The following is a 22,314-nucleotide window of genomic DNA, read 5'->3' as shown; positions in this document are numbered from 1 at the left end:
AAACCAAAGCTTTAGCTGCCTTTCCGCCCGCACGCCTGACGCAAAAGATGCGCCATCACTTGGGGCCGTCAAACTTTCGGAATGACAGCCACAAGTGATGGCGCAAGTGTGGGTGAAGGGGTCAGCCGACGTGGCGGTGCAGCTCCACGGCTTCCTCGTGCCGGGGGCTGTCCGGGTTCATCAGCGAGTGCTTACGGCCGTAGCCGAAGTAGATGGCCAGCCCGATGACCAGCCAAACGCCGAAGCGAACCCAGGTCTCCCAGTGCAGCTGCACCATCAGGAAGGCTGAGGCAAGCATGCCGAAGAGCGGAACCACCGGCATGAACGGCAAACGGAATGTGCGCGGCGCGTCCGGCTTCTTGTAGCGGAAGATAATCACCGAGAGGCAGACGACGACGAAGGCGGCCAGGATGCCGATGTTCGTGAGATCCGCGACGGCCTTGATCGGGAAAACGCCTGCCAGCAGGGCCGAGGCCACGCCGGCAATCCAGGTGACGCGCTGCGGGGTGCCGTGCCGGTCGGTTTTGGCAAACCAGCCCGGCAGCAGCCCGTCGCGGCTCATCGAGAACCAGACCCGGGTGACACCCAGCAGGAAGGTCAACATGACGGTCAGGATGGACAGCACGGCGAAGACAGAGATGATCGTGGCGATCACCGGCAAGCCCACCCCGTTGAAGGCGGAAGCGAACCCGGCCTTCGGGTCGATGTCCTGATAGTTCTGCATGCCGGTAAGGACCAGAGTCGCGGCAACGTAGAGGAGCATGGCCACGATCAGGGACAGGATAATCGCCTTCGGCATGTGCTTTTTGCCGTCCGTGGCTTCCTCCGCGGCCGTGCTCATCGCGTCGTAGCCGAACACCGCAAAGAACACAGTCGCGGAACCTGCCAGCACAGGGCCGAAGCCGCTGGGCATGAACGGGTTGTAGTTGTTGGTATCGATGTAGAAGATGCCCAGCCCGATGATAAACAGGATCAGGACGACCTTGACGGCGACGGCGACCAGTTCGAAGCGGCCGAAGGTCTTGGTGCCGCGGGAGAGAATCCACGTCACCAGCAGGCAGACGGCAATTGCGGGAATGTTTACGATCCCGCCCTTGCCCTCATCCGCCGTCGACGTCATCCAGACGGGCATGTGGATACCGATGCCGGAGAGGAACGCGTCGAAGTAGCCCGAAATGCCGATGGCCACCACAGCCACGATCGCGATGTACTCCAGTAGCAAGTCCCAGCCGATGAACCAGCCGATCACCTCTCCCAGCGCCACGTACCCGTAGGTATAGGCGGAACCAGCGCGGGGGATCATGCCGGCGAATTCCGCGTAGGACAGGGCGGCGGCTGCGGAGGCCAGGCCCGCGATCAGGAAGGAGAAAAGCACCGCGGGCCCGACGCCGGGCTCGCTCTCGCTGCCGTGGGCCACCAAGCCGGCGAGTGAGAAGATACCGACGCCGATAATGCCGCCGACGCCGATCGCTGTCAGTTGCCAGAGTCCAAGGCTTTTAAACAGGCCGCTGTGCTTGTTTTCGTCTTCGATGTCATCGATCGGCTTCCGCCGCATGATCGACTTGGTTAGGTCTTTGGTGCTCATCAGGGTCTCCTGCGTAGGGGTGGTGCCCATCAATCCGCCCTGTGATGGGGATTACTCAGCTACAACAGTATGCAAGCCAGATTCCATTAGATAAAGTGAATTCTCCTAATCAATAACCATTAGCGTTCACAAAGGAACAGCGATGCTCGACATCCGGCGGCTGCGCCTGCTGCGTGAACTGAAGATCCGCGGCACGCTCGCGGAAGTCGCGGAAGCGCTGCAGTACAGCCCGTCCTCGGTCTCCCAGCAGCTGGCGCTGCTGGAGAAGGAAGCCGGCGTCGAACTCCTCCGCAAGACAGGCCGCCGGGTCCAGCTCACGCCCCAGGCCGAGGTGCTGGTGGCGCACACTTCCCAGCTGCTGGAGACCCTGGAACAAGCCGAGGCCGACCTCGCGGCGTCACTGACGACAGTGACGGGGACCGTCCGGGTCGCGGTGTTCCAGTCAGCGGCGCTGGCCCTGATGCCCGATGCCCTGACGCGGATGTCCGCAAGCTACCCCGAGGTCCGGATCGAAATGATCCAACGGGAACCTGAAACAGCCCTGCACGAGACGTGGGCGCGGGACTTCGACCTGGTCATCGCCGAGCAGTATCCCGGCCATGCAGCGCCCCGCTACGCCGAGCTGGACCGAATCCGGCTGACCGGAGACGCGATCCGGCTGGCGGTGCCGCCGGCAGCCCCGGGCCGCCCCGACGTCACCTCACTCAGCGACACCGCGGGGATGTCCTGGGTGATGGAGCCCCGGGGTGCGGCGTCGCGGCACTGGGCCGAGCAGGCCTGCCGGAGCGCGGGCTTCGAACCCGACGTCCGCTTCGAGACGGCCGACCTGCAGGCGCAAATCCGGTTGATCGAATCCGGCAATGCGGTGGCGCTGATGCCGGACCTGGTCTGGACCGGCAGGGGCACCTCCGCCCGGCTGATCGACCTTCCGGGCAACCCCCACCGCACGGTCTTCACGTCCGTGCGCCGTTCCAGCTCGCAGCGCCCGGCCATCCTCGCAGCCCGGGAGATCCTTGCCGAGACCGCCGCATCCATCGCACCGGCCGCATAACCCGCCCGCAGGCCTGAGTGTTCGCCGTCACAGCACCGGCGCCGCGCCGGCGTTACACTGGGAGCGTTATGAATCGAACCATGTTCAAGTCCAAAATCCACCGCGCCACAGTCACCCACGCGGATCTTCACTATGTCGGCTCGGTCACCGTGGACCTGGACCTGCTCGAGGCCGCCGACATCCTCCCCGGTGAACTCGTCGCAATCGTCGACGTCACCAACGGCGCCCGCCTCGAGACGTACACCATCGCGGGCGAGCGCGGCTCCGGAGTCATCGGCATCAACGGCGCTGCCGCGCATCTGATGCACGAAAACGACCTCGTCATCCTGATTACCTACGCCCAGATGACCACGGAGGAGGCGAAGACCTTCACCCCGAAGGTGGTCCATGTGGACAAGGACAACAAGGTGGTGCAGATCGGCAACGATCCCGCGGAAGGCCACACGGCCGGGCTGCTGCGCCCGCCGCACGCCCTGAACAACGCCGCCTTGAACTAGCAGCGCCGGTTCCCTCCCCGGCGGCTCCAGGCGCCGACGCCGACGTCGGACGTTCCGGTCGCGACGTCACCGGAACGCGCCATGGCCTAACTGGCGTCTAAATCTGATTATTGTGGGACGGTGAACGCCGTCCCTGCTACGCCCACTACGCCCCGGACTGCCGCGTGCTAGGCGTCCTGGCCGGCTTCTTCGTCGTCTGGTGCATCATTCTGGTCGGCATGTTTGTCGGTCGACGCAACATTCTGGGCGAGAATGCCCGCTCCGTCCTCAGCGCCTTGACGTTCTTTGTCGCGAGCCCGGCTCTCCTGTTCGAGACGCTCAGCAAAGCCAGGCTGAATGATGTCTTCGCCGCGCCACTGCTGGTGACAGCGGTGGGTGCGATTGTGACGGCGTCTCTGTACTTCGGCATTGTGCGGTTCCTGCTCAAGCGTCCGCTGCCAGAGGCCTTGGTGTCCTCGATGAGCGCTTCCCTGGCCAACTCTGCCAACCTCGGCATTCCGATCGCGGTCTTTGTCCTTGGTGACGCCAGTTATGTGGCCCCACTGTTGATCTTCCAGCTGGCCTTCTTCACACCCCTGTTCCTGATGGTCCTGGATGCCACGACCAGCGCCCATCGGACCACCCCGCTGAGCTTCCTCTTGATGATTGTCCGAAATCCCATGATCGTCGGGTCGGGACTGGGTCTGCTCGTGGCCGGGACTGGTTGGCAGGTTCCCGAACTTGTCCTGCAACCGATTCATCTCATCGGCGGCGCTGCAATACCGGCGATGCTGCTGTCCTTCGGCATGAGCCTAAACGGTTCCCGACCGCTGCAGGCCTCTGCCGGCCGTAGGGCCGACACCCTGCTGGCCAGTGGCTTCAAGCTGATCGTGCACCCGCTGTTGGCCTTCCTCTTCGCCAGTTTCGCCCTCGGAATGCGGGAGCAGGCCCTGTTTGCCGCTGTGGTCACCTCCTCGCTGCCCACCGCGCAGAACGTCTTCGTGGTGGCGAACCGGTACCGGACCGGTCTAACAGTCGCCAAGGACACCGTCCTCATCACCACCGTGGTGGCCGTCCCTGCCATGATCAGCGTGGCACTGCTGCTCACCTGAGCACCTCAACACCACCGTCCTGGCCGTCCCTGGCAGCCCGGCGCGGCACTGGCCGTACTCCCGGGTATCGGCCGGTAAGCTGTGAACGGCCAAGCGGCCACATGGCATGCAGGTACCGGGGGAACGTTGTGGGAAAAGTCAATACGCGCAGGGTTAGCAAAAGGACAGTCGACTGGGTTGTCTCTGGTCTAGCCGGGTTGCTGCTCGTTTCGTCCACCGCGTGCGCCGGCCCCGCACCCGCCGCAGCAGAGCCGCAGGCCGTTACCGTTCCCTCGAGCGCCTCCGCCACGCCGTCCGCCACCGCTTCCCCGACGCCGACGCCAACGCCTTCCGGCGAGGCCGGCGCCCCGCTGGACCCGGAAACCGCCCCCGCCGTCGCACCGGGCGGAGCCTCCGCCCCGCATCAGCAACCGGCTTACGCAAGCAAAGCCCTGGACGTTCTGGCCACCTTGGCGGTAAAAGGCCGCGCGCCCAAGACCGGTTACTCCCGGGACCAGTTCGGGCAGGCGTGGGCCGACGTGGACCGCAACGGCTGCGACACCCGGAACGACACGCTGCGCCGCGACCTGACGGCGGTCGCCCTCAAGGCGGGCACGCGTGACTGCGTGGTGCTCTCCGGCGCACTGAATGACCCCTACACCGCGAAGCTGATCAACTTCGTCCGCGGCAACAGCACGAGCACCGCGGTGCAGATCGACCACGTCGTGGCCCTCAGCGACGCCTGGCAGAAGGGTGCGCAGCAGCTCAGCCCCGCGCAGCGTCTCGCCTTCGCGAACGACCCGCTCAACCTCCTGGCCGTGGACGGCCCGGCCAATATGCAAAAGAGCGACGGCGACGCCGCCACCTGGTTGCCGCCGAACAAGTCCTACCGCTGCGCCTACGTGGCCCGCCAGATTTCGGTCAAGGCCAGCTACGCGCTCTGGGTGACCCAAGCGGAGCACGACGCCATGGCGAGGGTCCTGGCCGACTGCCGGGATGCCTTGGCCCCGACCAACGAACAACCCCCGGCGGCTGCGCCGGCGCCAGCTCCGGCCCAGCCCGCGCCAGCCGCGCCGCCGGCGGCCGCCCCGCCGGCCCAGGTCGCTCCGGCGCCGGCTCCCGTTCCCGCTGTCCCCGCACCCGCTGCCGTGTTTTACGCGAACTGCGCGGCGGTGCGGGCCGCGGGCGCAGCGCCCATCCGGCGCGGCCAGCCCGGGTACAGCAGCAAACTCGACCGCGACGGCGACGGGGTGGCCTGCGAGTAGCCGCCTGCCCGCTGGAGTGCCTGCTTAGACGCGGACCAGTCCGGCGGCCTCGGCGAGGAGCTCCACGGAGCGCAGCCGGTCATCCACCCCCGGGCTCTGGTGCGCAACGATCAGTTCGTCGGCGTCGGCGTGGCGGGTGAACCCATCGAGGTATTCCAGCACTGCGTCCGGGGTGCCGACGGCGGAGTACTTCATCATCTGCGCCATGTGCTGGCCCTGCGGGGAATCCAGGATCATGTCTGCCTCGTCGTCGCTGAAGACCCGGCCGTTGCCAAAGAACAGCGACACCCGTGCACGCTTGGTGGCCTGGAACATTTCCTGCGCATCGGACGCCGAATCCGCGGCGATCACATTGACGCCGGCGATCACGTGCGGGGCCTCCAGCTGCTCAGAGGGCCGGAAATCGCGGCGGTAAATGGCCACAGCGTCCTGCAGCGCGTTCGGCGCGAAGTGCGAAGCGAACGCGTAGGGCAGCCCGAGCTGGGCGGCCAGCTTCGCGCCAAACAGCGACGAGCCGAGGATGTAGAGCGGCACGTTGGTGCCCTTGCCGGGGGTGGCTTCCACGCCCGGGATGCGGGTGGGGCCGGTCAGGTAGCCCTGAAGTTCGAGTACATCCTGGGGGAAGCTGTCCGCACTCATCGGGTCGCGACGCAGCGCCCGCATGGTGCTCTGGTCGCTGCCGGGCGCGCGCCCCAGACCCAGGTCGATCCGGCCAGGGTGCAGGGTTTCCAGGGTGCCGAACTGCTCGGCGATGGTCAGCGGCGAGTGGTTTGGCAGCATGACCCCGCCGGAACCAAGGCGGATGCTCTTGGTGTGCGCCGCGATGTGGGCGATCAGCACGCTGGTCGCGGACGACGCGATGGAGGACATGTTGTGGTGCTCGGCGTACCAGATACGGCGGTAACCCAGCTCCTCGGCCCGCTGCGCCATGGCCACACTGCCGGCGAAGCTTTCTGCCGCCGTCTGGCCCTTCGCGATGGTTGCCAGGTCAAGGATGGAGAGGGGTACAGTCACGTCGGTGCGGCCTTTCGTTGCAGAATCCACACCTTCGGACCGATCGGTCACGGCGGAGTCGGATTCACAGTTCACTTCGTCATCGCAGGTCCGGCCTATTTCCGGACGCACCATGGACAACGACGACGGCGGCCCGGTTATTTCTGGGGCCCGGCTGGTCCCACGGGCTGCCAGCCGGCCCGGTGCCCTAACCGCGGATCTTGACGCCGCCTTTGTAGACCGCGGAGATGTTGGACTTGAAAGCCCGCAGGTCGAAGGGGTCCCCGGACATGACGACCAGGTCGGCCCGCTTACCAGGGGCGATGGTGCCGAGGTCCTCCCCCATTCCGAGCAGGTCCGCCGCCGACGACGTGCAGGCCGCCAGCACCTGTTGCGGCGTCATGCCGCCTGCTTCCATCAGCGGAAGTTCGTCGAGGTTGGCTCCGTGCGGACCCACACCGGTATCGGTGCCCATCGCCACCTTGACCCCGGCTTCCACCGCCCGGGCGAACGAGTCAGCATGGGCGTCAATGACTTCGCGGGCCTTGCGCAGCGACTCCGCCGGAATCTTTGCGCCGCCCGCGACGGCGTTCAGCACCGCCTGGGGCGCCGAAAGAGTGGGCACAAGCCACGTTCCGGCGTCGACCATCATAGAAATCGCCTCGTCATCCAGGTAGATCCCGTGCTCGATGGAGCGGATACCCGCCCGGACCGCGTTCTTAATTCCGTCAGTACTCTGCGCGTGCGCCATCACGCCGCGGCCGGCCGCCGTTGCCTCCGCCACCAGAGCTGCCAGTTCGTCATCCCGGAAGTGGGCATGCCGCGGGTCGTCCCGCGGCGACAAAACACCGCCGGAGGTACATACCTTGATGACTTCGGCGCCAACGCGCACCAGTTCCCGCACCTTCCGGCGCATCTCTTCGGGCCCGTCAACGATGCCGGACGGTCGTCCCGGGTGCGGGATCTGGTGGCCGATCTCGAAGCCGGAGGGCATCCAGCCGTCACTGTGGCCGCCGGTCTGGCTGAGAATGCTGACGGCAATCTGCATCCGCGGGCCCTCGATGAGGCCGTCTTCCACTGCCAGCTGCATTCCTTGGTCAGTCCCGCCGGCGTCCCTAACGGTGGTGATGCCGCAATCCAGGGTCGCCGCCATGTTGTGGATCGCCTGGTAGAACGGATACGAAAAGGGGCGCTCGAGTCCCCTCATTGTGTCCAGATCGCTCATGGTCAGGTGCACATGCGAATCGATGAGGCCGGGGAGCAGGGTGGAACCGGCGAGGTCCACCTCCTCGTCACCGTGGAGGTCCGGGCCGACGGCGGTGATCCTGCCGCCGCTGACGGCGACGTCGGTCTGAACGGGCATGCTCCCGGTCCCGTCGAAGACGTTCCCGCGGCGAAAGATTGTTGTTGCCATGTGCTAGCTCCTGAACCGTTGCAATGTCGATGGTGTGTGCGGTGAAACCTGGAAGCGGTCCGCCCGGACGGAATCAGCCGCCCGCCAGCTGGATCAGCGTGTCGAGCAGGACGTTGGCGCCGTTTTCCACATCTGCCCAGGAGGTGTCTTCCTCGGGGCAGTGGCTACGGCCGCCGATGCTGGGCACAAAGATCATGCCCGTAGGAACGAGCGGCGCCAGGTTCTGGGAGTCGTGACCGGCTCCCGACGGCATCGGCCAGGACGACAGCCCGCGGGCCTCTGCACGGGACGCAATAATGTCCTGGATTCCACTGTTGAGGGGCGCCGGGGGGATGCTGTCCTCAAGGTCGACGGTGACTGCCAAGCCGTAGCGCGCGGCGATGTCACGGGCAGTGTTGCGGATGGCCGCTTCGAGGGCCGCCACGTTCTCCCTGACCGGGTCTCGAAAATCCACACTGACCCGGGCGGAGTCCGGGATGACGTTGGCGCTTCCGGGACTGACGGTGACCATCCCGCAGGTAATGACGGAACGATCGCTGGTTTGCGGCGCCAGCTCTGGGAGGGCGGCGACGAAGGCACCGGCCGCCACCATGGCATCCTTGCGCTGGTTCATGGGGGTCGTGCCCGCGTGATCCGCCCGGCCCCGGAACGTCACTTCGCCGCCGCCAAGACCGACAATGCCGGTCACCACACCGATCTGGTGGCCCAGAGCTTCCAGGGTCGGTCCCTGCTCGATGTGCAGTTCGACTGTCGAGTGCAGGGTTGCCGGATCAATCTTGGTGCGTGTCGCCGCAGTGAGGTCACCGCCGGCCGCGATGAAGGTGTCTACGAAGCGGTCTCCGTCCCGGCCGACCATGGCTTCGAGCTCGGCCCGCGAATACCCTCTGGCCATGGCGCTGGAGCCCAGAAGGTGGGCAAAATTGCCCTCCTCGTCCGTGTACACGATGCTGCATACCGGACGCTCAAGCTCGATACCCTCCTCGTGGATCCGGCGGAGGCACTCCAGGGCAGCGAGGGCGCCCAGGGCGCCGTCGAACTGGCCGCCATTAGGGACGGTGTCCAGGTGCGAGCCGGACCAGACAGCGGGCCGCTCCGCAATCTGAGCGGCAGCGTTCGGCGAAGACACGATCAGGTTGCCCACCCCGTCCTCCCTGACAGAGAGGCCTGCGTCAGCGCAGCGGGCCCGGTACCAGGCCCGGGCCTCGGTGTCCGCGGCCGAGAACGAGCTGCGGCTGATTCCGCCGGAATCCACCCGTCCGATCCGTCCGAGCGCCGTGAGGTCAGCTACCAGCCGAGGCGCGTTTATGTTGAGCGGGGACGCGCTCACCCGCGCGCCCCGTCGAGGCAGAACCGCACGGTTGGCATTGTCGGCATTGCGGCAACCTTCATAACTCCCCTTCGAGTCCTTTCCCGGAACACTTTCCTCGCGTGCCGGCGGCCTCAGCTTATAGGCGAGGATTCCCGGTCCTGCGCGCGGCGCGTTGGAATAGGGCGGCCCGGTGGAGGGTTGGCGCAAGTATGACCACTGAAAATGTACAGACCAGTCAGTCATCAACAATTAACCTCAAGGACGTTGGAACGGTCCACCGCCTGGGCTTCGGCGCCATGCGGATCGTCGGGGACGGTGTCTGGGGGGAGCCCGCGGACCGGGCTACAGCCATCGCCGTCGTCCGCCGCGCCATGGAGCTGGGCGTCGACTTCATCGACACCGCCGATTCCTACGGGCCGAACGTCAGTGAAGAGATCCTGGCCGAGGCCCTCCACCCGTACCGGGACGGCCTGAAGATTGCCACCAAGGTGGGATTCACCCGCACCGGGCCGGATCAGTGGGTGCCGCTGGGCCGGGCCGAGTACCTGCGTCAGCAGACGGAATTGAGCCTGCGCAAACTCAAGGTCGACTCCTTGGACCTGCTGCAGCTGCACCGGATCGATCCCAAGGTGGACCCGGAGGAGCAATTCAGTGTCCTCCGCGACCTGCAAAAAGAAGGCAAAGTCAAGGCGCTGGGGCTCTCACAGGTCAGCGTCGCCGAACTCGAGCAGGCAAGCCGCTTCTTCACCGTCTCCACCGTGCAGAACCGCTACAACCTGACCGACCGGAGTTCAGAGGATGTGCTCAACTACGCCGAGGAGCACGGCATCGGCTTCATCCCGTGGGCACCGATCTCCGCCGGCGAACTGGCCCGCCCGGGCGGCCCGCTGGATGAGGCCGCCACACGCCTCGGAGCCACCACCTCCCAGGTTGCCCTTGCCTGGCTGTTGCGCCGCTCTCCAGTGATGATGCCGATCCCGGGCACCGGCTCCGTCCGGCACCTCGAAGAGAACCTGGCCGCCGCGGGCGTCGTCCTCGATGACGCTACGTTCGCAGAGCTCGAAGCCGCGCGCTAAAAACCCACCCAACTAACCCGTTGACCGGCTTCCCGCCGGCAGAACAGGAGCACAACATGGCTAATATCCTTATGGTCGTATCCGCCGCCGATTCCCTCACCATGCGTGACGGCAGCGAGCACGCCACCGGCTACTGGGCCGAGGAACTCGTCGTCTCGCACCAGACCCTGCTCGACGCCGGCCACAGCGTCCGGATCGCTACCCCGGGCGGTGCCAAGCCCACCGTGGACCAGGTCAGCCTCGCCGCCGAGTCCGCCGGCGGCGAAGAGCGTGCGCAGGGATTCCGGGATTACCTGGAGAAAATCGACGCTGAGCTCACGGCTCCGCTGGTGCTGGCCGACGTCGACCTGTCCGCGTACGAGGCCGTGGTGATGCCCGGCGGCCACGGGCCCATGGCCGACCTCTTCCAGGACGCCCACCTCGGCAAGCTCCTGATCGAGGCCAACTCGGCCGGCAAGATCATCGCCCCGTTCTGCCACGGACCCGCCGGTCTGCTGAGCGCCGTCGACGAGGCCGGCAAGTTCACCTTCGCGGGGCGCCGGCTCACCGTGTTCACGAACGAAGAGGAACTGGGCGGCGGAACCGGCCCGAACACGCCGTGGTTCGTGGAGGACGCCTTGAAGGAGAAGGGCGCGGTCGTGGAGAACGCCGCCGCCTGGAGCTCCCACGTGGTCCGCGACGGGAACCTCATCACGGGACAAAACCCGCAGTCCAGCGAGGACGTCGCCAAGGAAGTGCTGAAAGCGCTCTCCGACGCGAAGTAAAGCCCGCTGTAGCCGGGTCCGGGCAACCGGACCCGGCTAAGCTTGCGGCATGGCCGAGAAATCAACCGCAGATAAAGTAGCCACGCTCCAGAAGGGGTACACCCTGGAGGGCCCCACGATCGAGCTGGGCGCCGCGATCGTCGACGGCGAGCTGCACAAGGACGCGCCGGTACGGCTGCCGCTGGCGATGATGAACCGTCACGGCCTCGTTGCCGGTGCCACCGGCACAGGCAAGACCGTGACGCTGCACATGATGGCTGAACAGCTCTCCACCGCAGGGGTCCCGGTGTTCCTTGCGGATATCAAGGGGGACCTCTCCGGGCTCGCTACCGCCGCCGTCGGTTCCGAAAAACTGAAGGCACGTACCGACAGCATCGGTCAGGCCTGGTCCGGAAAGACTTTCCCCGTGGAGTTTCTCGCCCTCGGCGGCGACGGCGCCGGCATCCCGGTACGGTCCACGATCACCTCGTTCGGACCCATCCTGCTGTCGCGGATCATGGAGCTCAACGAGACCCAGGAGTCCAGCCTGCAGCTCGTGTTCCACTTCGCTGACAAGAACAACCTCGAACTGATAGACCTCAAGGACCTGCGCGCCGTCATCCAGTTCCTGACCTCAGACGAGGGCAAGGACGCGCTCCAGGACCTGGGGGGGCTTTCCAAGGCGACCGCCGGCGTCATCCTGCGTGAACTCATCACGCTGGAGGCGCAGGGCATGGAGAAGTTCTTCGGTGAACCGGAGTTCGACACCGCCGAGCTGCTGCGGACCGCCCCTGACGGCCGCGGCGTCATCACCTGCCTGGAACTGCCGACGCTGCAGACCAAGCCCATGCTCTTTTCCACTTTCCTGATGTGGCTGCTCGCCGACCTGTTCGAGGATCTGCCCGAGGCCGGCGACCTGGACAAGCCCAAACTCGTATTTTTCCTGGACGAAGCCCACCTGCTGTTCAACGACGCCTCCAAAGCTTTCCTGGAAGCCATCACCACCACCGTCCGCCTCATCCGTTCCAAGGGCGTGGGCATTTTCTTCGTGACGCAAACCCCGAAGGACGTCCCCGCGGAGGTTCTGGGCCAGCTGGCAAACCGCGTGCAGCATGCCCTGCGTGCCTTCACCCCCGAGGACGCCAAGGCACTGAAGGCGACGGTCTCCACCTTCCCGATGAGCGACTACGACCTCGAAGAGACGCTCACGTCCGCCGGAATCGGCGAGGCCGTAATCACCGTGATGAACGAGAAGGGCGCACCGACCCCGGTGGCCCTGACCCGGCTCCGGGCACCGGAGTCGGTGATGGGCCCCAGCGAGGACGCCCTGATCGCAAGCACTGTGGCGGGATCGGCCCTGCTTCCCAGGTACGGCACGGCCGTGGACAACGTCTCGGCCTACGAAAAGCTGGCGGACCGCGCTGCTTCCTCGACTGGCCCCTCGGCCGGCGGGCCCAGGTCCGCTGGCGCCGCGACCGCAACGGATCCTGACGCCGTCGACGCCGAAGCGCGGCGGATTGAGGAAGAAATCCTGGGCCGGCCCAGCAGCCGCCCTGCGCCCGAACCGGCCGCCCCGCGGCGCCGGACGGCGCAACCCCAGGAAACCGGCGGCGGGATGGGCGAAGACCTCGCCGGCGCACTGGGTGGGGCATTGGGCGGTGGCCTCAAGAGCATGGCCCGTTCGCTGGGGACCCAGCTCGGCCGGGAACTGTTGCGGGGCGTCTTTGGAACCTCCTCCCGGCGGCGCAGGCGGTAGGTCACCCGCGGGGCCAGCCGGTGATGCTGCGCATCACAACGGCGCCCTCGGGCACCTGCATTAAGCGGGCTTGCAGGTAACGTAAGGGGCGTGCAGATGAGTCAGGCGGTGGTCAGGACCGCAGCCCTTTGGCTGTTGGGCCTGATGCTGGCAGTGGCGGGCGCCGTCGTCGCCATCAATCTGGTGAACAACTCCCTGGCCAGTCCCCAGCAACCGGTGCGCGAATACCTCGACGCCTTGCAGAAGGGCGAAGGCGAAAAAGCGCTCGGACTGCTTCACGCCACTGTCCCGAAAAGCAGCCCCGCCATGCTGGACGGAGAGGCCCTGAAGACGGCGGCCGCACTGATCTCCGATGTCAAGTTTGGTGACGCCGAGGACCGGGGCGACAACCAGGTCATGGTGCCGATCGACTACACCATCGACGGCAGCCAGCTGCACACCGAGTTCCTGCTGCAGAGTTCCGGCACCCAGTGGCTCTTCTTTCACGACTGGTCGATTGTTCCCGCGGCCCTGCCGGTACTGGATGTCACCGTCGTGAACTCGAATCAGGCTTCGCTGAACGGTGTGCCGGTGAACATGCCCAACGGCCGCAACTCCTTTGCCGTTTTTTACCCCGGCCAGTACGAAGCCTCCCTGGCCGGCCAGTTCTTCGCTGCCCCCGCCACCAAGGCAATTGTGCCGGGCCGGGACATGCCCGCCGCACCGCTGAACCTGCTGACTCAGGCCACGGACGGCCTGAAAGATGCTGTGAGTGGCAAAGTCAAGGAGTTCCTGGACAACTGCGCCGACCAGGCCGACAAGAAGCAGCAGCTCCAGCCGGATTGCCCGTTTTACCACACCACGAACAACCGGGTGGTGGACGGGACGATCGACTGGAGCATCTCCGAGTATCCCGCGGTCAAGATCGAGCCCTTTGGCGGGCGCTGGGTAGTAGCACCCCTGGACGGCAAGGCCCGGATCAAGGCGCGCCAGATAGACCTTTTCACCGGCGCGGTCACCGAACTCAACGCGGTCCACGACTTCAGCTTCACCACTCGTCTGGACATTGACGGCGACACGGTCAAGCTCACTCCGCAGCTCAGCAACTAGGTCTTCAGCCGGTCCCTGGGCGGCGGCCCAAACCGCCGACCAGGGACGGCGGCCCCCGGCGGGGGGCTAGTCCATCCCGCGCAGGTCAAGGACGAGCTCGGTGTCGCCGTCGGACTGCAGCACTACGGGGATGCCCCAGTCCTGCTGGTACAGATGGCACGCTGCGTGGTCCGGGATCTCACCGTCCTCGGTTTCCGGCCCGTCGCAGGCCGCGGCCCGCGCGGTGATGTGCAGTACGCCCTCGGGGACGTCGGCCGCCAGCTCCAGGGTGCGGAGCAGGCCGACGGAGGTTCCGCCGCCTGCCAGCAGCAGCTCCGGCGGCGTCGAGGAAATTTTCAACTGCGTCGGGTCGCCCCAGCGGTCATCCAGCTTCTGCCCGGTCGGGGCGGTGAAACGGACCGTCAGGGACAGCAGCCCTGGCGCGACCGGGCTCTTGGGACGCTGGGTCTGTGAGGCACCCTCGTCAACCTGCTGTGCTTCCTTGGGGATCGGCACATAGACGAGTTGGTGCTTGTTCGCCTCCACCACCACCAGCAGCGGCTCGGAGCCGGCCACCTGGGTGTGGTCCACAATGACATCAGACGGCTCGGAGAGTCCGCGGGCGAGCGTGGACACCGTCCCCGAGGACGGGTCATAGCGGCGGACCGCGCCGTTGTACGTATCCGCAATGGCCACGGAGCCGTCCGGCAGCACGGTCACGCCCAGCGGGTGCTGCAGCCGGGCTTCGGCGGCTGGCCCGTCACGGAAGCCGAAGTCGAACAACCCCTTGCCGACGGCCGACTCAACGGTGATGGCTCCGCCGTCGTCGATGACGAGCTTGCGCAGTGCGGAGGTCTCGGAGTCCGCGACCCAGATGTTGCCGTCCGCGTCCTCGGCCAGGCCGGAGGACTGCGCAAACCAGGCTTCGGCGGCCGGGCCGTCGAGCAGCCCCTCGAGACCGTTTCCGGCGATGATGGACACGGCGCCGGTGGCCGGGTCGAAGCTGAAGATCTGGTGCACGCCGGCCATTGCCACTACGACGGCGTTGAGCTTGCTGGACCAGACGACGTCCCAGGGCGAGCTCAGTGACACCTGCAGCGGGTCGGCCTCGAGCCTGGCGCCGAAGGCGGCACCCTCCTCGTCCACGCGGGCGGGTCCCGTTTCGAGCAGACGCTGTATGCCGTTGCCGGCAAGGGTCGTGGCCGTGCCGTCCTTGAGGGAGAGCGCCCGGAGCCGGTGGTTCACCGAGTCGGCGATGACGACGTCGTAACCGGCTTTGGCGGCGACGTCCTCCGGCAGCAGTACCAGGCCCTGGGGTTCGTTGAAGCGGGCGTCGGTGGAACCGCCGTCGGCGTAGCCCTTCTCGCCCGATCCATAGGTGCCCAGCACCGTCTGGAAGTCGGTGGAGAGTTCCACCAGGCGGTGGTGGCCGGTGTCGGTGACCAGCCAGGATCCGGCGGCCGCCTCGTTCCCGGCCGCTGCTGCAGCGGTGCCGCCGCGGCCGGCCGGCAGGAACAGGGCCTTGCCCGGGAACCGCAACGTGCCCGAGGTCGGTTCCGGGGCCACGTAGGGTCCGTCACCGCGGTGCAGGGTCCCCTTCGCTTCGTGTTCGGCAATCAGCTCCGGGATGAGCACAGCCAAGCCGTCAGCGTGGCCCTCCCCGGAAAGGTGCGCCACGATGTACCCCTCGGGGTCAATGACCACCAGGGTAGGCCAGGCGCGGGCCGTGTAGGCCTTCCACGTGTCCAGCTCCGGGTCGTCCAGCACCGGGTGGCGGATCTCGTAACGCTCTACGGCGGCGGCGAGGGCTACCGGGTCCGCCTCGTGCTCGAACTTCGGCGAGTGCACCCCCACAGTCACCAGGACGTCGGAATACTGTTGTTCCAGCGGGCGGAGCTCATCCAGGACGTGCAGGCAGTTGATGCAGCAGAACGTCCAGAAATCCAGCAGCACGATCTTGCCGCGCAGGGACTCGAGGTCCAGGGACTTGCCGCCGGTGTTCAACCAGCCGCGGCCCACGAGTTCGGAGGCCCGGACCCGGAGGTGGGTGCGTACAGATTCGCTCATCAGCGTCCTTCCAGCTTTGAGTTGCGTTCGGCCAGCTTCGCGTCGCGTTCGGCGAGCTGGGCAAACATATCGTTGTAAGCGGTTAGATCGGCGTCGTTATTCCTGTCCGCTGCCCGGTCGGTGCGCCTGGACTCGCGGGCATCGGAGCGGGACCACATGACCGCGACGCCGATGGCCACGAGCAGGGTGGGCACTTCGCCGATCCCCCAGGCCACCGCGCCGCCCTTTTGCTGGTCCAGCAGGGCCGAGTCGCCCCAGGTCCGGCCGAGGTTGCCGAAGTAGTCGGCCGCCAGCAACCCCGTCCCGCCCATGATGGCGACGCCGAAGAAGGCGTGGAAGCCCATGGTGGCCAGCAGGAGCAGGAGCCGCATCGGGTACGGGGCACGCCGCGGCAACGGATCGGTGCCGATCATGGTCAGCACGAAGATGTAGCCGGTCAGGGCGAAGTGCAGGTTCATCAGTTCGTGTCCCACATGGTCGCGCATGGCGTAGCCAAAAGCATCCGAGTAGTAGAACAGCACAATCGAGCCGGCGAAGTTGGCCGCGGCAAACAGCGGGTGCGTGACCAGCTGGGAGAACTTGGAGTGCACAAAGAGCAGCAGCCACTCGCGGGGTCCGCGCGAACTGTCGCGTCGTGCGGTCAGCGCGCGGAGCGCGAGCGTGACCGGCGCCCCGAGGACCAGGAAGATCGGCGCCACCATCGTCAGGGCCATGTGGTCCACCATGTGCGCCGAGAACAGTACGCGGCCGTAGACCGCCGGCGGCCCGGACGTAATGTAGGTGAGCACCACGAGGCCGATCACCCAGTTGACGGACCGGAACCAGGACCAGGAGTCCCCGCGCTTGTGGACCTTGCGGATTCCGAGGAAGTAGGACACGAGCCCGAAAACGGCGGCGGCGACCCAAAGCCAGTCCAGTCGCCACTCGGTAAGCCAGCGTTGCGGGGTCAGCTCCGGAGGCAATTCGTAACCGGAGAGGATGAAGGCCGGCGTCGCATCCGGAGCGAACGTCGTGGGTTCCGGCGGGGCGGAGCGGCCAAGTGCGACAGCGATGCCCGACGTCGCGCCCATGACCAACAACTCGACAAGCACCAGCTGCCAGAGCACCCGGCGGGCCGACAGGCGAGACCCCTGGACACTCAGCTGCGGAATGACCCACCGCCGGTGCATAAGGCCGACGCCGCCCAGAACCAGTGTCGCTGCGGTCTTGGCCAGGATCAGCTGACCGTAGGCAGAGCCGAGGAGATCGCCCCAACTGGAGAGCCGTATGCTGGCGTTGATCACCCCGGAGGCGAAGACCAGGGCGAAGGCGAAGCCGGCCAAGGCCGAGAAGCGGCGGAGGGTGGCTTCGGTGATGTCGGCCCTGCCCTTGCCCCCTGCAGCCGAGGCGCCGGCCAGGACGCCGGATAGCAGGGTGAGCACAATGATGCCACCCACCCATGCCGATACCCCGACGAGGTGAAGGCCCAAGGAGTTGATCGCGCCTTCATGGTCGCTGGAACTGGCTGAATGGCCGATCAGCGCCGCAGGCGCCAGCCCTGCGACCGCAAGAACTAAAGTGAGCGCCAGCGCGCCGCGTGAGCGGACGCCGAACAATGCGGTTGTCACCACGGCGGAGATGATGACCACCGCCAACCACGCCCTGCCGGTATCAATGTCCGTCATGTAGTACACGAGGGACCTCGTGAATTCCGGGCCGCTTGAAAGCGACTGACCGGCTATGTCCGAATAGGTCAGGACGAGCACGCCAACGGCTGAGAGGGTCCATGCAACGCCCGCGACGGCGGCAATGGCCAGCACGCGGGTGAAGGCGGGATGCTCGGGCGCATCACGGTTCTTGGTCCGCGAGGCGGAGAGGCTCCTGGGCAGGATGCCCACCGCAAAGATCAGACCGCCGATCACCGTTGCCAGGGCGACGTTGTGGATGGCCTTGCTGACCGGCAGTCCCCAACGGACCAGAGCACCCGGATCTGAGACGGCACGAGCGTTGGCCGCACCGGAAAAGAGCAATGCCGATACCAGGGCCAGGAACAGAACGCCCAGGCCGGCCCACTGCCAGGGCCGGGGGATTCCGGCCGCTTCGGCACCTGAGCCAGACGCTCCCCCCGTCGGGGTGGGCGCTGCCGGGCTCTGGGGTTTTGTTGCAAAAGGCACAACTCCATTGTCCGCTACGCCTGCCCGGGGGCCGAATCCGTTCGGGGTGGTTAACGCAAAGGAGCGGCAACCCGTTGGGCTGCCGCTCCTTTCAGGTGCCTGAAGTGGACTACTTCTTCTTGGCGACTGCAGCCTTCAGCTTGGAGCCGGCGGTCAGCTTGACGCTGTGGCCAGCGGCAATCTGGATGGTCTCGCCGGTCTGCGGGTTACGGCCGGTGCGGGCTGCACGGTCGGTGCGCTCGACGGCGAGCCAGCCCGGGATGGTGATCTTCTCGCCCGCGGCGACAGAGGTTTCGAAAACCTCGAACAGTGCATCGAGCACGGAGTTGACGGCTGCCTGGCTGGTGCCGGCCTTGCCAGCTACCTCTGCAACAAGTTCACTACGGTTCTTAGCCATTTATGTCCTCCTGGACGGTTCTGATTTCTGAAGCCTGCACGCGGGTGCGCACAAGCCACTCTTCGAAAACTTACCAGCTTGGCGCCGCGAGAGCGGCAAATTCCGCGTGTTTTCGCCCTTTTTCGGGAAAAATAGCGGGATTATCAGACTTGGGGCACCGTATTTCAGCCTTCAGCGGACACCGCCACCGGAGATGCCCGCTCGGCCAGAGGGCGGGACTGCAGGTCACTCCTGCCGACGGGCGGTTTCAGTGGTTAAAGGGGGAGAGCCCCCAACCTTGCGGTTGGAGGCTCTCGACCTAATTTATGTCCGGCGGTGTCCTACTCTCCCACACCCTCCCGGGTGCAGTACCATCGGCGCTGTGGGTCTTAGCTTCCGGGTTCGGAATGGGACCGGGCGTTTCCCCCACGCTATGACCGCCGTAACCCTGTGTCCGCACCCCTGGTGGCCGGCCCTGGCGGGCGGTTTTCCCTGGGTGGGAAATCTTATGGTTACAACATGTGGTGTTGTATTCAGTTGTTTTGGTTCGTCAAGCAACGTTCCCGTGGGTTTGGGTGTTTGTTGTTTGGGAACCACATAGTGGACGCAAGCAGTCTTGTCTCTTTCCCCCTCCTTCGTGGTGTGAACGTCTTTTGAATCCGTTCACGAAGGTGGGGTGTGTGGTGTAAGTTATCGGCCTATTAGTACCGGTCAGCTTCACGAGTCGTTAGTCCTCGCTTCCACATCCGGCCTATCAACCCAGTGGTCTGGCTGGGGGCCTCTCACACACGAGGTGTATGGAAATCTCATCTTGAAGCGAGCTTCCCGCTTAGATGCTTTCAGCGGTTATCCCATCCGAACGTAGCTAATCAGCGGTGCACTTGGCAGTACAACTGACACACCAGAGGTTCGTCCGTCCCGGTCCTCTCGTACTAAGGACAGCCCTTCTCAAATTTCCTGCGCGCGCAGCGGATAGGGACCGAACTGTCTCACGACGTTCTAAACCCAGCTCGCGTACCGCTTTAATGGGCGAACAGCCCAACCCTTGGGACCTACTCCAGCCCCAGGATGCGACGAGCCGACATCGAGGTGCCAAACCATGCCGTCGATATGGACTCTTGGGCAAGATCAGCCTGTTATCCCCGAGGTACCTTTTATCCGTTGAGCGACGGCCATTCCACAATGTACCGCCGGATCACTAGTCCCGACTTTCGTCCCTGCTCGAGATGTCTCTCTCACAGTCAAGCTCCCTTGTGCACTTACACTCGACACCTGATTGCCAACCAGGCTGAGGGAACCTTTGGGCGCCTCCGTTACTTTTTAGGAGGCAACCGCCCCAGTTAAACTACCCATCAGGCACTGTCCCTGACCCGGATTACGGGCCGAAGTTAGATGTCCAAAGTGACCAGAGTGGTATTTCAACGATGACTCCACCCGGACTGGCGTCCGGGCTTCAACGTCTCCCACCTATCCTACACAAGCCACTCCGAACACCAATACCAAACTATAGTAAAGGTCTCGGGGTCTTTCCGTCCTGCTGCGCGTAACGAGCATCTTTACTCGTACTGCAATTTCGCCGAGTTTATGGTTGAGACAGCGGGGAAGTCGTTACTCCATTCGTGCAGGTCGGAACTTACCCGACAAGGAATTTCGCTACCTTAGGATGGTTATAGTTACCACCGCCGTTTACTGGGGCTTAAATTCTCAGCTTCGCCTTGCGGCTAACCGGTCCTCTTAACCTTCCAGCACCGGGCAGGAGTCAGTCCGTATACATCGTCTTGCGACTTCGCACGGACCTGTGTTTTTAGTAAACAGTCGCTTCCCCCTGGTCTCTGCGGCCCCGCCACGCTCCGGACAGCATGTGTCCATCACGATAGGGGCCCCCCTTCTCCCGAAGTTACGGGGGCATTTTGCCGAGTTCCTTAACCATAATTCTCTCGATCGCCTTAGTATTCTCTACCTGATCACCTGTGTCGGTTTGGGGTACGGGCGGCTAAAACCTCGCGTCGATGCTTTTCTCGGCAGCATAGGATCACCGGATCCCCCCATACGGGGGTCCCATCGGGTCTCAGGCATCATGAACGGCGGATTTGCCTACCGTTCGCCCTACATCCTTAGACCGGGGCAACCATCGCCCGGCCCGGCTACCTTCCTGCGTCACACCTGTTAATACGCTTGCCTCCCAGGATCAGGTCCCGCGCTCCACCAAAACCCTCACACCACAAGGGTGAAAAGGGCAGGTCTCGGGCGGTTAGTATCCCCTGTTCAGCATGGGCGGTTTTTCGCCGGTACGGGAATATCAACCCGTTGTCCATCGACTACGCCTGTCGGCCTCGCCTTAGGTCCCGACTTACCCAGGGCAGATTAGCTTGACCCTGGAACCCTTGATCATTCGGCGGACGGGTTTCTCACCCGTCTTTCGCTACTCATGCCTGCATTCTCACTCGTGTAGGCTCCACCGCTGGTTTCCACCGCGACTTCACTGCCCACACGACGCTCCCCTACCCATCCAGACGCCTGAACCACAAGGGCTTAGCAAAAATCTGAATGCCACAACTTCGGCGGTGTACTTGAGCCCCGCTACATTGTCGGCGCGGAATCACTTGACCAGTGAGCTATTACGCACTCTTTTAAGGATGGCTGCTTCTAAGCCAACCTCCTGGTTGTCTTCGCAACTCCACATCCTTTCCCACTTAGCACACGCTTAGGGGCCTTAGTTGGTGGTCTGGGCTGTTTCCCTCTCGACTATGAAGCTTATCCCCCACAGTCTCACTGCTGCGCTCTCACTTACCGGCATTCGGAGTTTGGCTGACGTCAGTAACCTTGTAGGGCCCATTAGCCATCCAGTAGCTCTACCTCCGGTAAGAAACACGCAACGCTGCACCTAAATGCATTTCGGGGAGAACCAGCTATCACGAAGTTTGATTGGCCTTTCACCCCTACCCACAGCTCATCCCCTCCATTTTCAACTGAAGTGGGTTCGGTCCTCCACGACGTCTTACCGTCGCTTCAACCTGGCCATGGGTAGATCACTTCGCTTCGGGTCTAGATCACGCCACTGCAACGCCCTGTTCAGACTCGCTTTCGCTACGGCTTCCCCACACGGGTTAACCTCGCGACGTAACACTAACTCGCAGGCTCATTCTTCAAAAGGCACGCCGTCACAACTACAAGGCTGCTCCGACGGATTGTAAGCACACGGTTTCAGGTACTGTTTCACTCCCCTCCCGGGGTACTTTTCACCTTTCCCTCACGGTACTGGTCCGCTATCGGTCATTAGGGAGTATTTAGGCTTATCAGGTGGTCCTGACAGATTCACACGGGATTTCTCGGGCCCCGTGCTACTTGGGATACTCTCCGGGCGGCATGACAACATTTCGGTTACGGGGCTCACACCCTCTCTGGCCGGCCTTTCAAGACCGTTCACCTATGCCCATGCAACACACCCCACTGTCCCGGCAGAGACAGAACGGAAAGTCCCACAACCCCGACCATGCAACGCCCGCCGGCTATCACACATGGAACGGTTTAGCCTGATCCGCGTTCGCTCGCCACTACTAACGGAATCACTATTGTTTTCTCTTCCTGCGGGTACTGAGATGTTTCACTTCCCCGCGTTCCCTCCACGCACCCTATGTGTTCAGATGCGGGTCACCAGGTCACTCGCGCGCCTGGCGGGGTTTCCCCATTCGGACACCCTGGGATCACAGTCCGGTTATCGACTCCCCCAGGCTTATCGCAGATTCCTACGTCCTTCTTCGGCTCCTAATGCCAAGGCATCCACCGTGTGCTCTTAAAAACTTGACCACAAAAGATCAATCAGTAATTTTCGAGAGAACCATGAAAACCACCGCCCCGCCCCAAAGGACAGAAACGACAGATCCAGGTTCA

Annotated in this window: 15 protein-coding genes and 2 rRNA genes; 8 read left to right on the top strand and 9 right to left on the bottom strand. The window is 64.6% G+C overall.

Features of this window, described 5'->3' with window-relative positions:
• Positions 1-121: 121 nt before the first annotated feature.
• Positions 122-1,585 (bottom strand): amino acid permease, encoded by a 1,464-nt coding sequence (locus QFZ61_RS04605; protein ID WP_307033724.1) that lies wholly within the window; start codon positions 1,583-1,585, stop codon positions 122-124.
• A 142-nt stretch (positions 1,586-1,727) separates the two neighbouring features.
• Here QFZ61_RS04605 and QFZ61_RS04600 point away from each other — a divergent pair, with 142 nt between their 5' ends.
• The 4 genes from QFZ61_RS04600 to QFZ61_RS04585 all read left to right on the top strand — a co-directional run bounded on the left by QFZ61_RS04600 (position 1,728) and on the right by QFZ61_RS04585 (position 5,468).
• Positions 1,728-2,636, top strand: a complete 909-nt coding sequence (locus QFZ61_RS04600) for a LysR substrate-binding domain-containing protein (RefSeq protein WP_307033722.1) — start codon at positions 1,728-1,730, stop codon at positions 2,634-2,636.
• Positions 2,637-2,704: 68 nt separating this feature from the next.
• On the top strand, positions 2,705-3,133 hold the full coding sequence (gene panD, locus QFZ61_RS04595; protein ID WP_307033720.1) for an aspartate 1-decarboxylase: 429 nt from the start codon (positions 2,705-2,707) through the stop codon (positions 3,131-3,133).
• Positions 3,134-3,297: 164 nt separating this feature from the next.
• Positions 3,298-4,224, top strand: a complete 927-nt coding sequence (locus QFZ61_RS04590; protein ID WP_307038004.1) for an AEC family transporter — start codon at positions 3,298-3,300, stop codon at positions 4,222-4,224.
• 197 nt (positions 4,225-4,421) lie between these two features.
• Entirely contained in the window at positions 4,422-5,468 is a 1,047-nt protein-coding gene (locus QFZ61_RS04585) for a DUF1524 domain-containing protein (protein WP_307033718.1), read from the top strand.
• Positions 5,469-5,492: 24 nt separating this feature from the next.
• Here QFZ61_RS04585 and QFZ61_RS04580 read toward each other — a convergent pair whose 3' ends face one another.
• From QFZ61_RS04580 to QFZ61_RS04570, 3 genes are all read right to left on the bottom strand, one after another.
• On the bottom strand, positions 5,493-6,482 hold the full coding sequence (locus tag QFZ61_RS04580; protein WP_307033716.1) for an LLM class flavin-dependent oxidoreductase: 990 nt from the start codon (positions 6,480-6,482) through the stop codon (positions 5,493-5,495).
• A 187-nt stretch (positions 6,483-6,669) separates the two neighbouring features.
• Positions 6,670-7,875, bottom strand: a complete 1,206-nt coding sequence (locus QFZ61_RS04575) for an amidohydrolase family protein (RefSeq protein WP_307033714.1) — start codon at positions 7,873-7,875, stop codon at positions 6,670-6,672.
• Between the two features lie 73 nt (positions 7,876-7,948).
• Positions 7,949-9,427 (bottom strand): Zn-dependent hydrolase, encoded by a 1,479-nt coding sequence (locus tag QFZ61_RS04570; RefSeq protein WP_307033712.1) that lies wholly within the window; start codon positions 9,425-9,427, stop codon positions 7,949-7,951.
• Between QFZ61_RS04570 and QFZ61_RS04565 the strand changes: the two genes are divergently transcribed.
• The 4 genes from QFZ61_RS04565 to QFZ61_RS04550 all read left to right on the top strand — a co-directional run bounded on the left by QFZ61_RS04565 (position 9,394) and on the right by QFZ61_RS04550 (position 13,848).
• Positions 9,394-10,260, top strand: coding sequence for an aldo/keto reductase (locus QFZ61_RS04565; RefSeq protein ID WP_307033710.1), 867 nt, complete (start codon positions 9,394-9,396; stop codon positions 10,258-10,260). The two genes, QFZ61_RS04570 and QFZ61_RS04565, sit on opposite strands and share 34 nt — an antisense overlap.
• Before the next feature lie 56 nt (positions 10,261-10,316).
• Entirely contained in the window at positions 10,317-11,024 is a 708-nt protein-coding gene (locus QFZ61_RS04560) for a type 1 glutamine amidotransferase domain-containing protein (protein WP_307033707.1), read from the top strand.
• Positions 11,025-11,073: 49 nt separating this feature from the next.
• Positions 11,074-12,759, top strand: a complete 1,686-nt coding sequence (locus QFZ61_RS04555; RefSeq protein WP_307033705.1) for a helicase HerA-like domain-containing protein — start codon at positions 11,074-11,076, stop codon at positions 12,757-12,759.
• Positions 12,760-12,855: 96 nt separating this feature from the next.
• Entirely contained in the window at positions 12,856-13,848 is a 993-nt protein-coding gene (locus tag QFZ61_RS04550) for a hypothetical protein (RefSeq protein ID WP_307033703.1), read from the top strand.
• 66 nt (positions 13,849-13,914) lie between these two features.
• Here QFZ61_RS04550 and QFZ61_RS04545 read toward each other — a convergent pair whose 3' ends face one another.
• The 5 genes from QFZ61_RS04545 to QFZ61_RS04525 form a co-directional block, all read right to left on the bottom strand.
• Positions 13,915-15,894: an NHL domain-containing thioredoxin family protein gene (locus QFZ61_RS04545; RefSeq protein WP_307033701.1), complete on the bottom strand. Its 1,980-nt coding sequence runs from the start codon at positions 15,892-15,894 to the stop codon at positions 13,915-13,917.
• Entirely contained in the window at positions 15,894-18,047 is a 2,154-nt protein-coding gene (locus QFZ61_RS04540; RefSeq protein WP_373427129.1) for a cytochrome c oxidase assembly protein, read from the bottom strand. The genes QFZ61_RS04545 and QFZ61_RS04540 overlap by 1 nt, the downstream gene beginning before the upstream one ends.
• 109 nt (positions 18,048-18,156) lie before the next feature.
• Positions 18,157-18,444: an HU family DNA-binding protein gene (locus QFZ61_RS04535; RefSeq protein WP_011776355.1), complete on the bottom strand. Its 288-nt coding sequence runs from the start codon at positions 18,442-18,444 to the stop codon at positions 18,157-18,159.
• A gap of 307 nt (positions 18,445-18,751) precedes the next feature.
• Positions 18,752-18,868: ribosomal RNA gene (gene rrf / locus QFZ61_RS04530) — 5S ribosomal RNA — on the bottom strand.
• A 235-nt stretch (positions 18,869-19,103) separates the two neighbouring features.
• Positions 19,104-22,230 (bottom strand): 23S ribosomal RNA (locus tag QFZ61_RS04525).
• Between the last annotated feature and the right edge of the window lie 84 nt (positions 22,231-22,314).

The organism is Arthrobacter sp. B3I4 (genome assembly GCF_030816855.1).
Classification (GTDB): domain Bacteria; phylum Actinomycetota; class Actinomycetes; order Actinomycetales; family Micrococcaceae; genus Arthrobacter.
The sequence above is the reverse complement of the archived record's forward strand: the minus strand, read 5'-3'. Positions and strand labels throughout refer to the sequence as shown.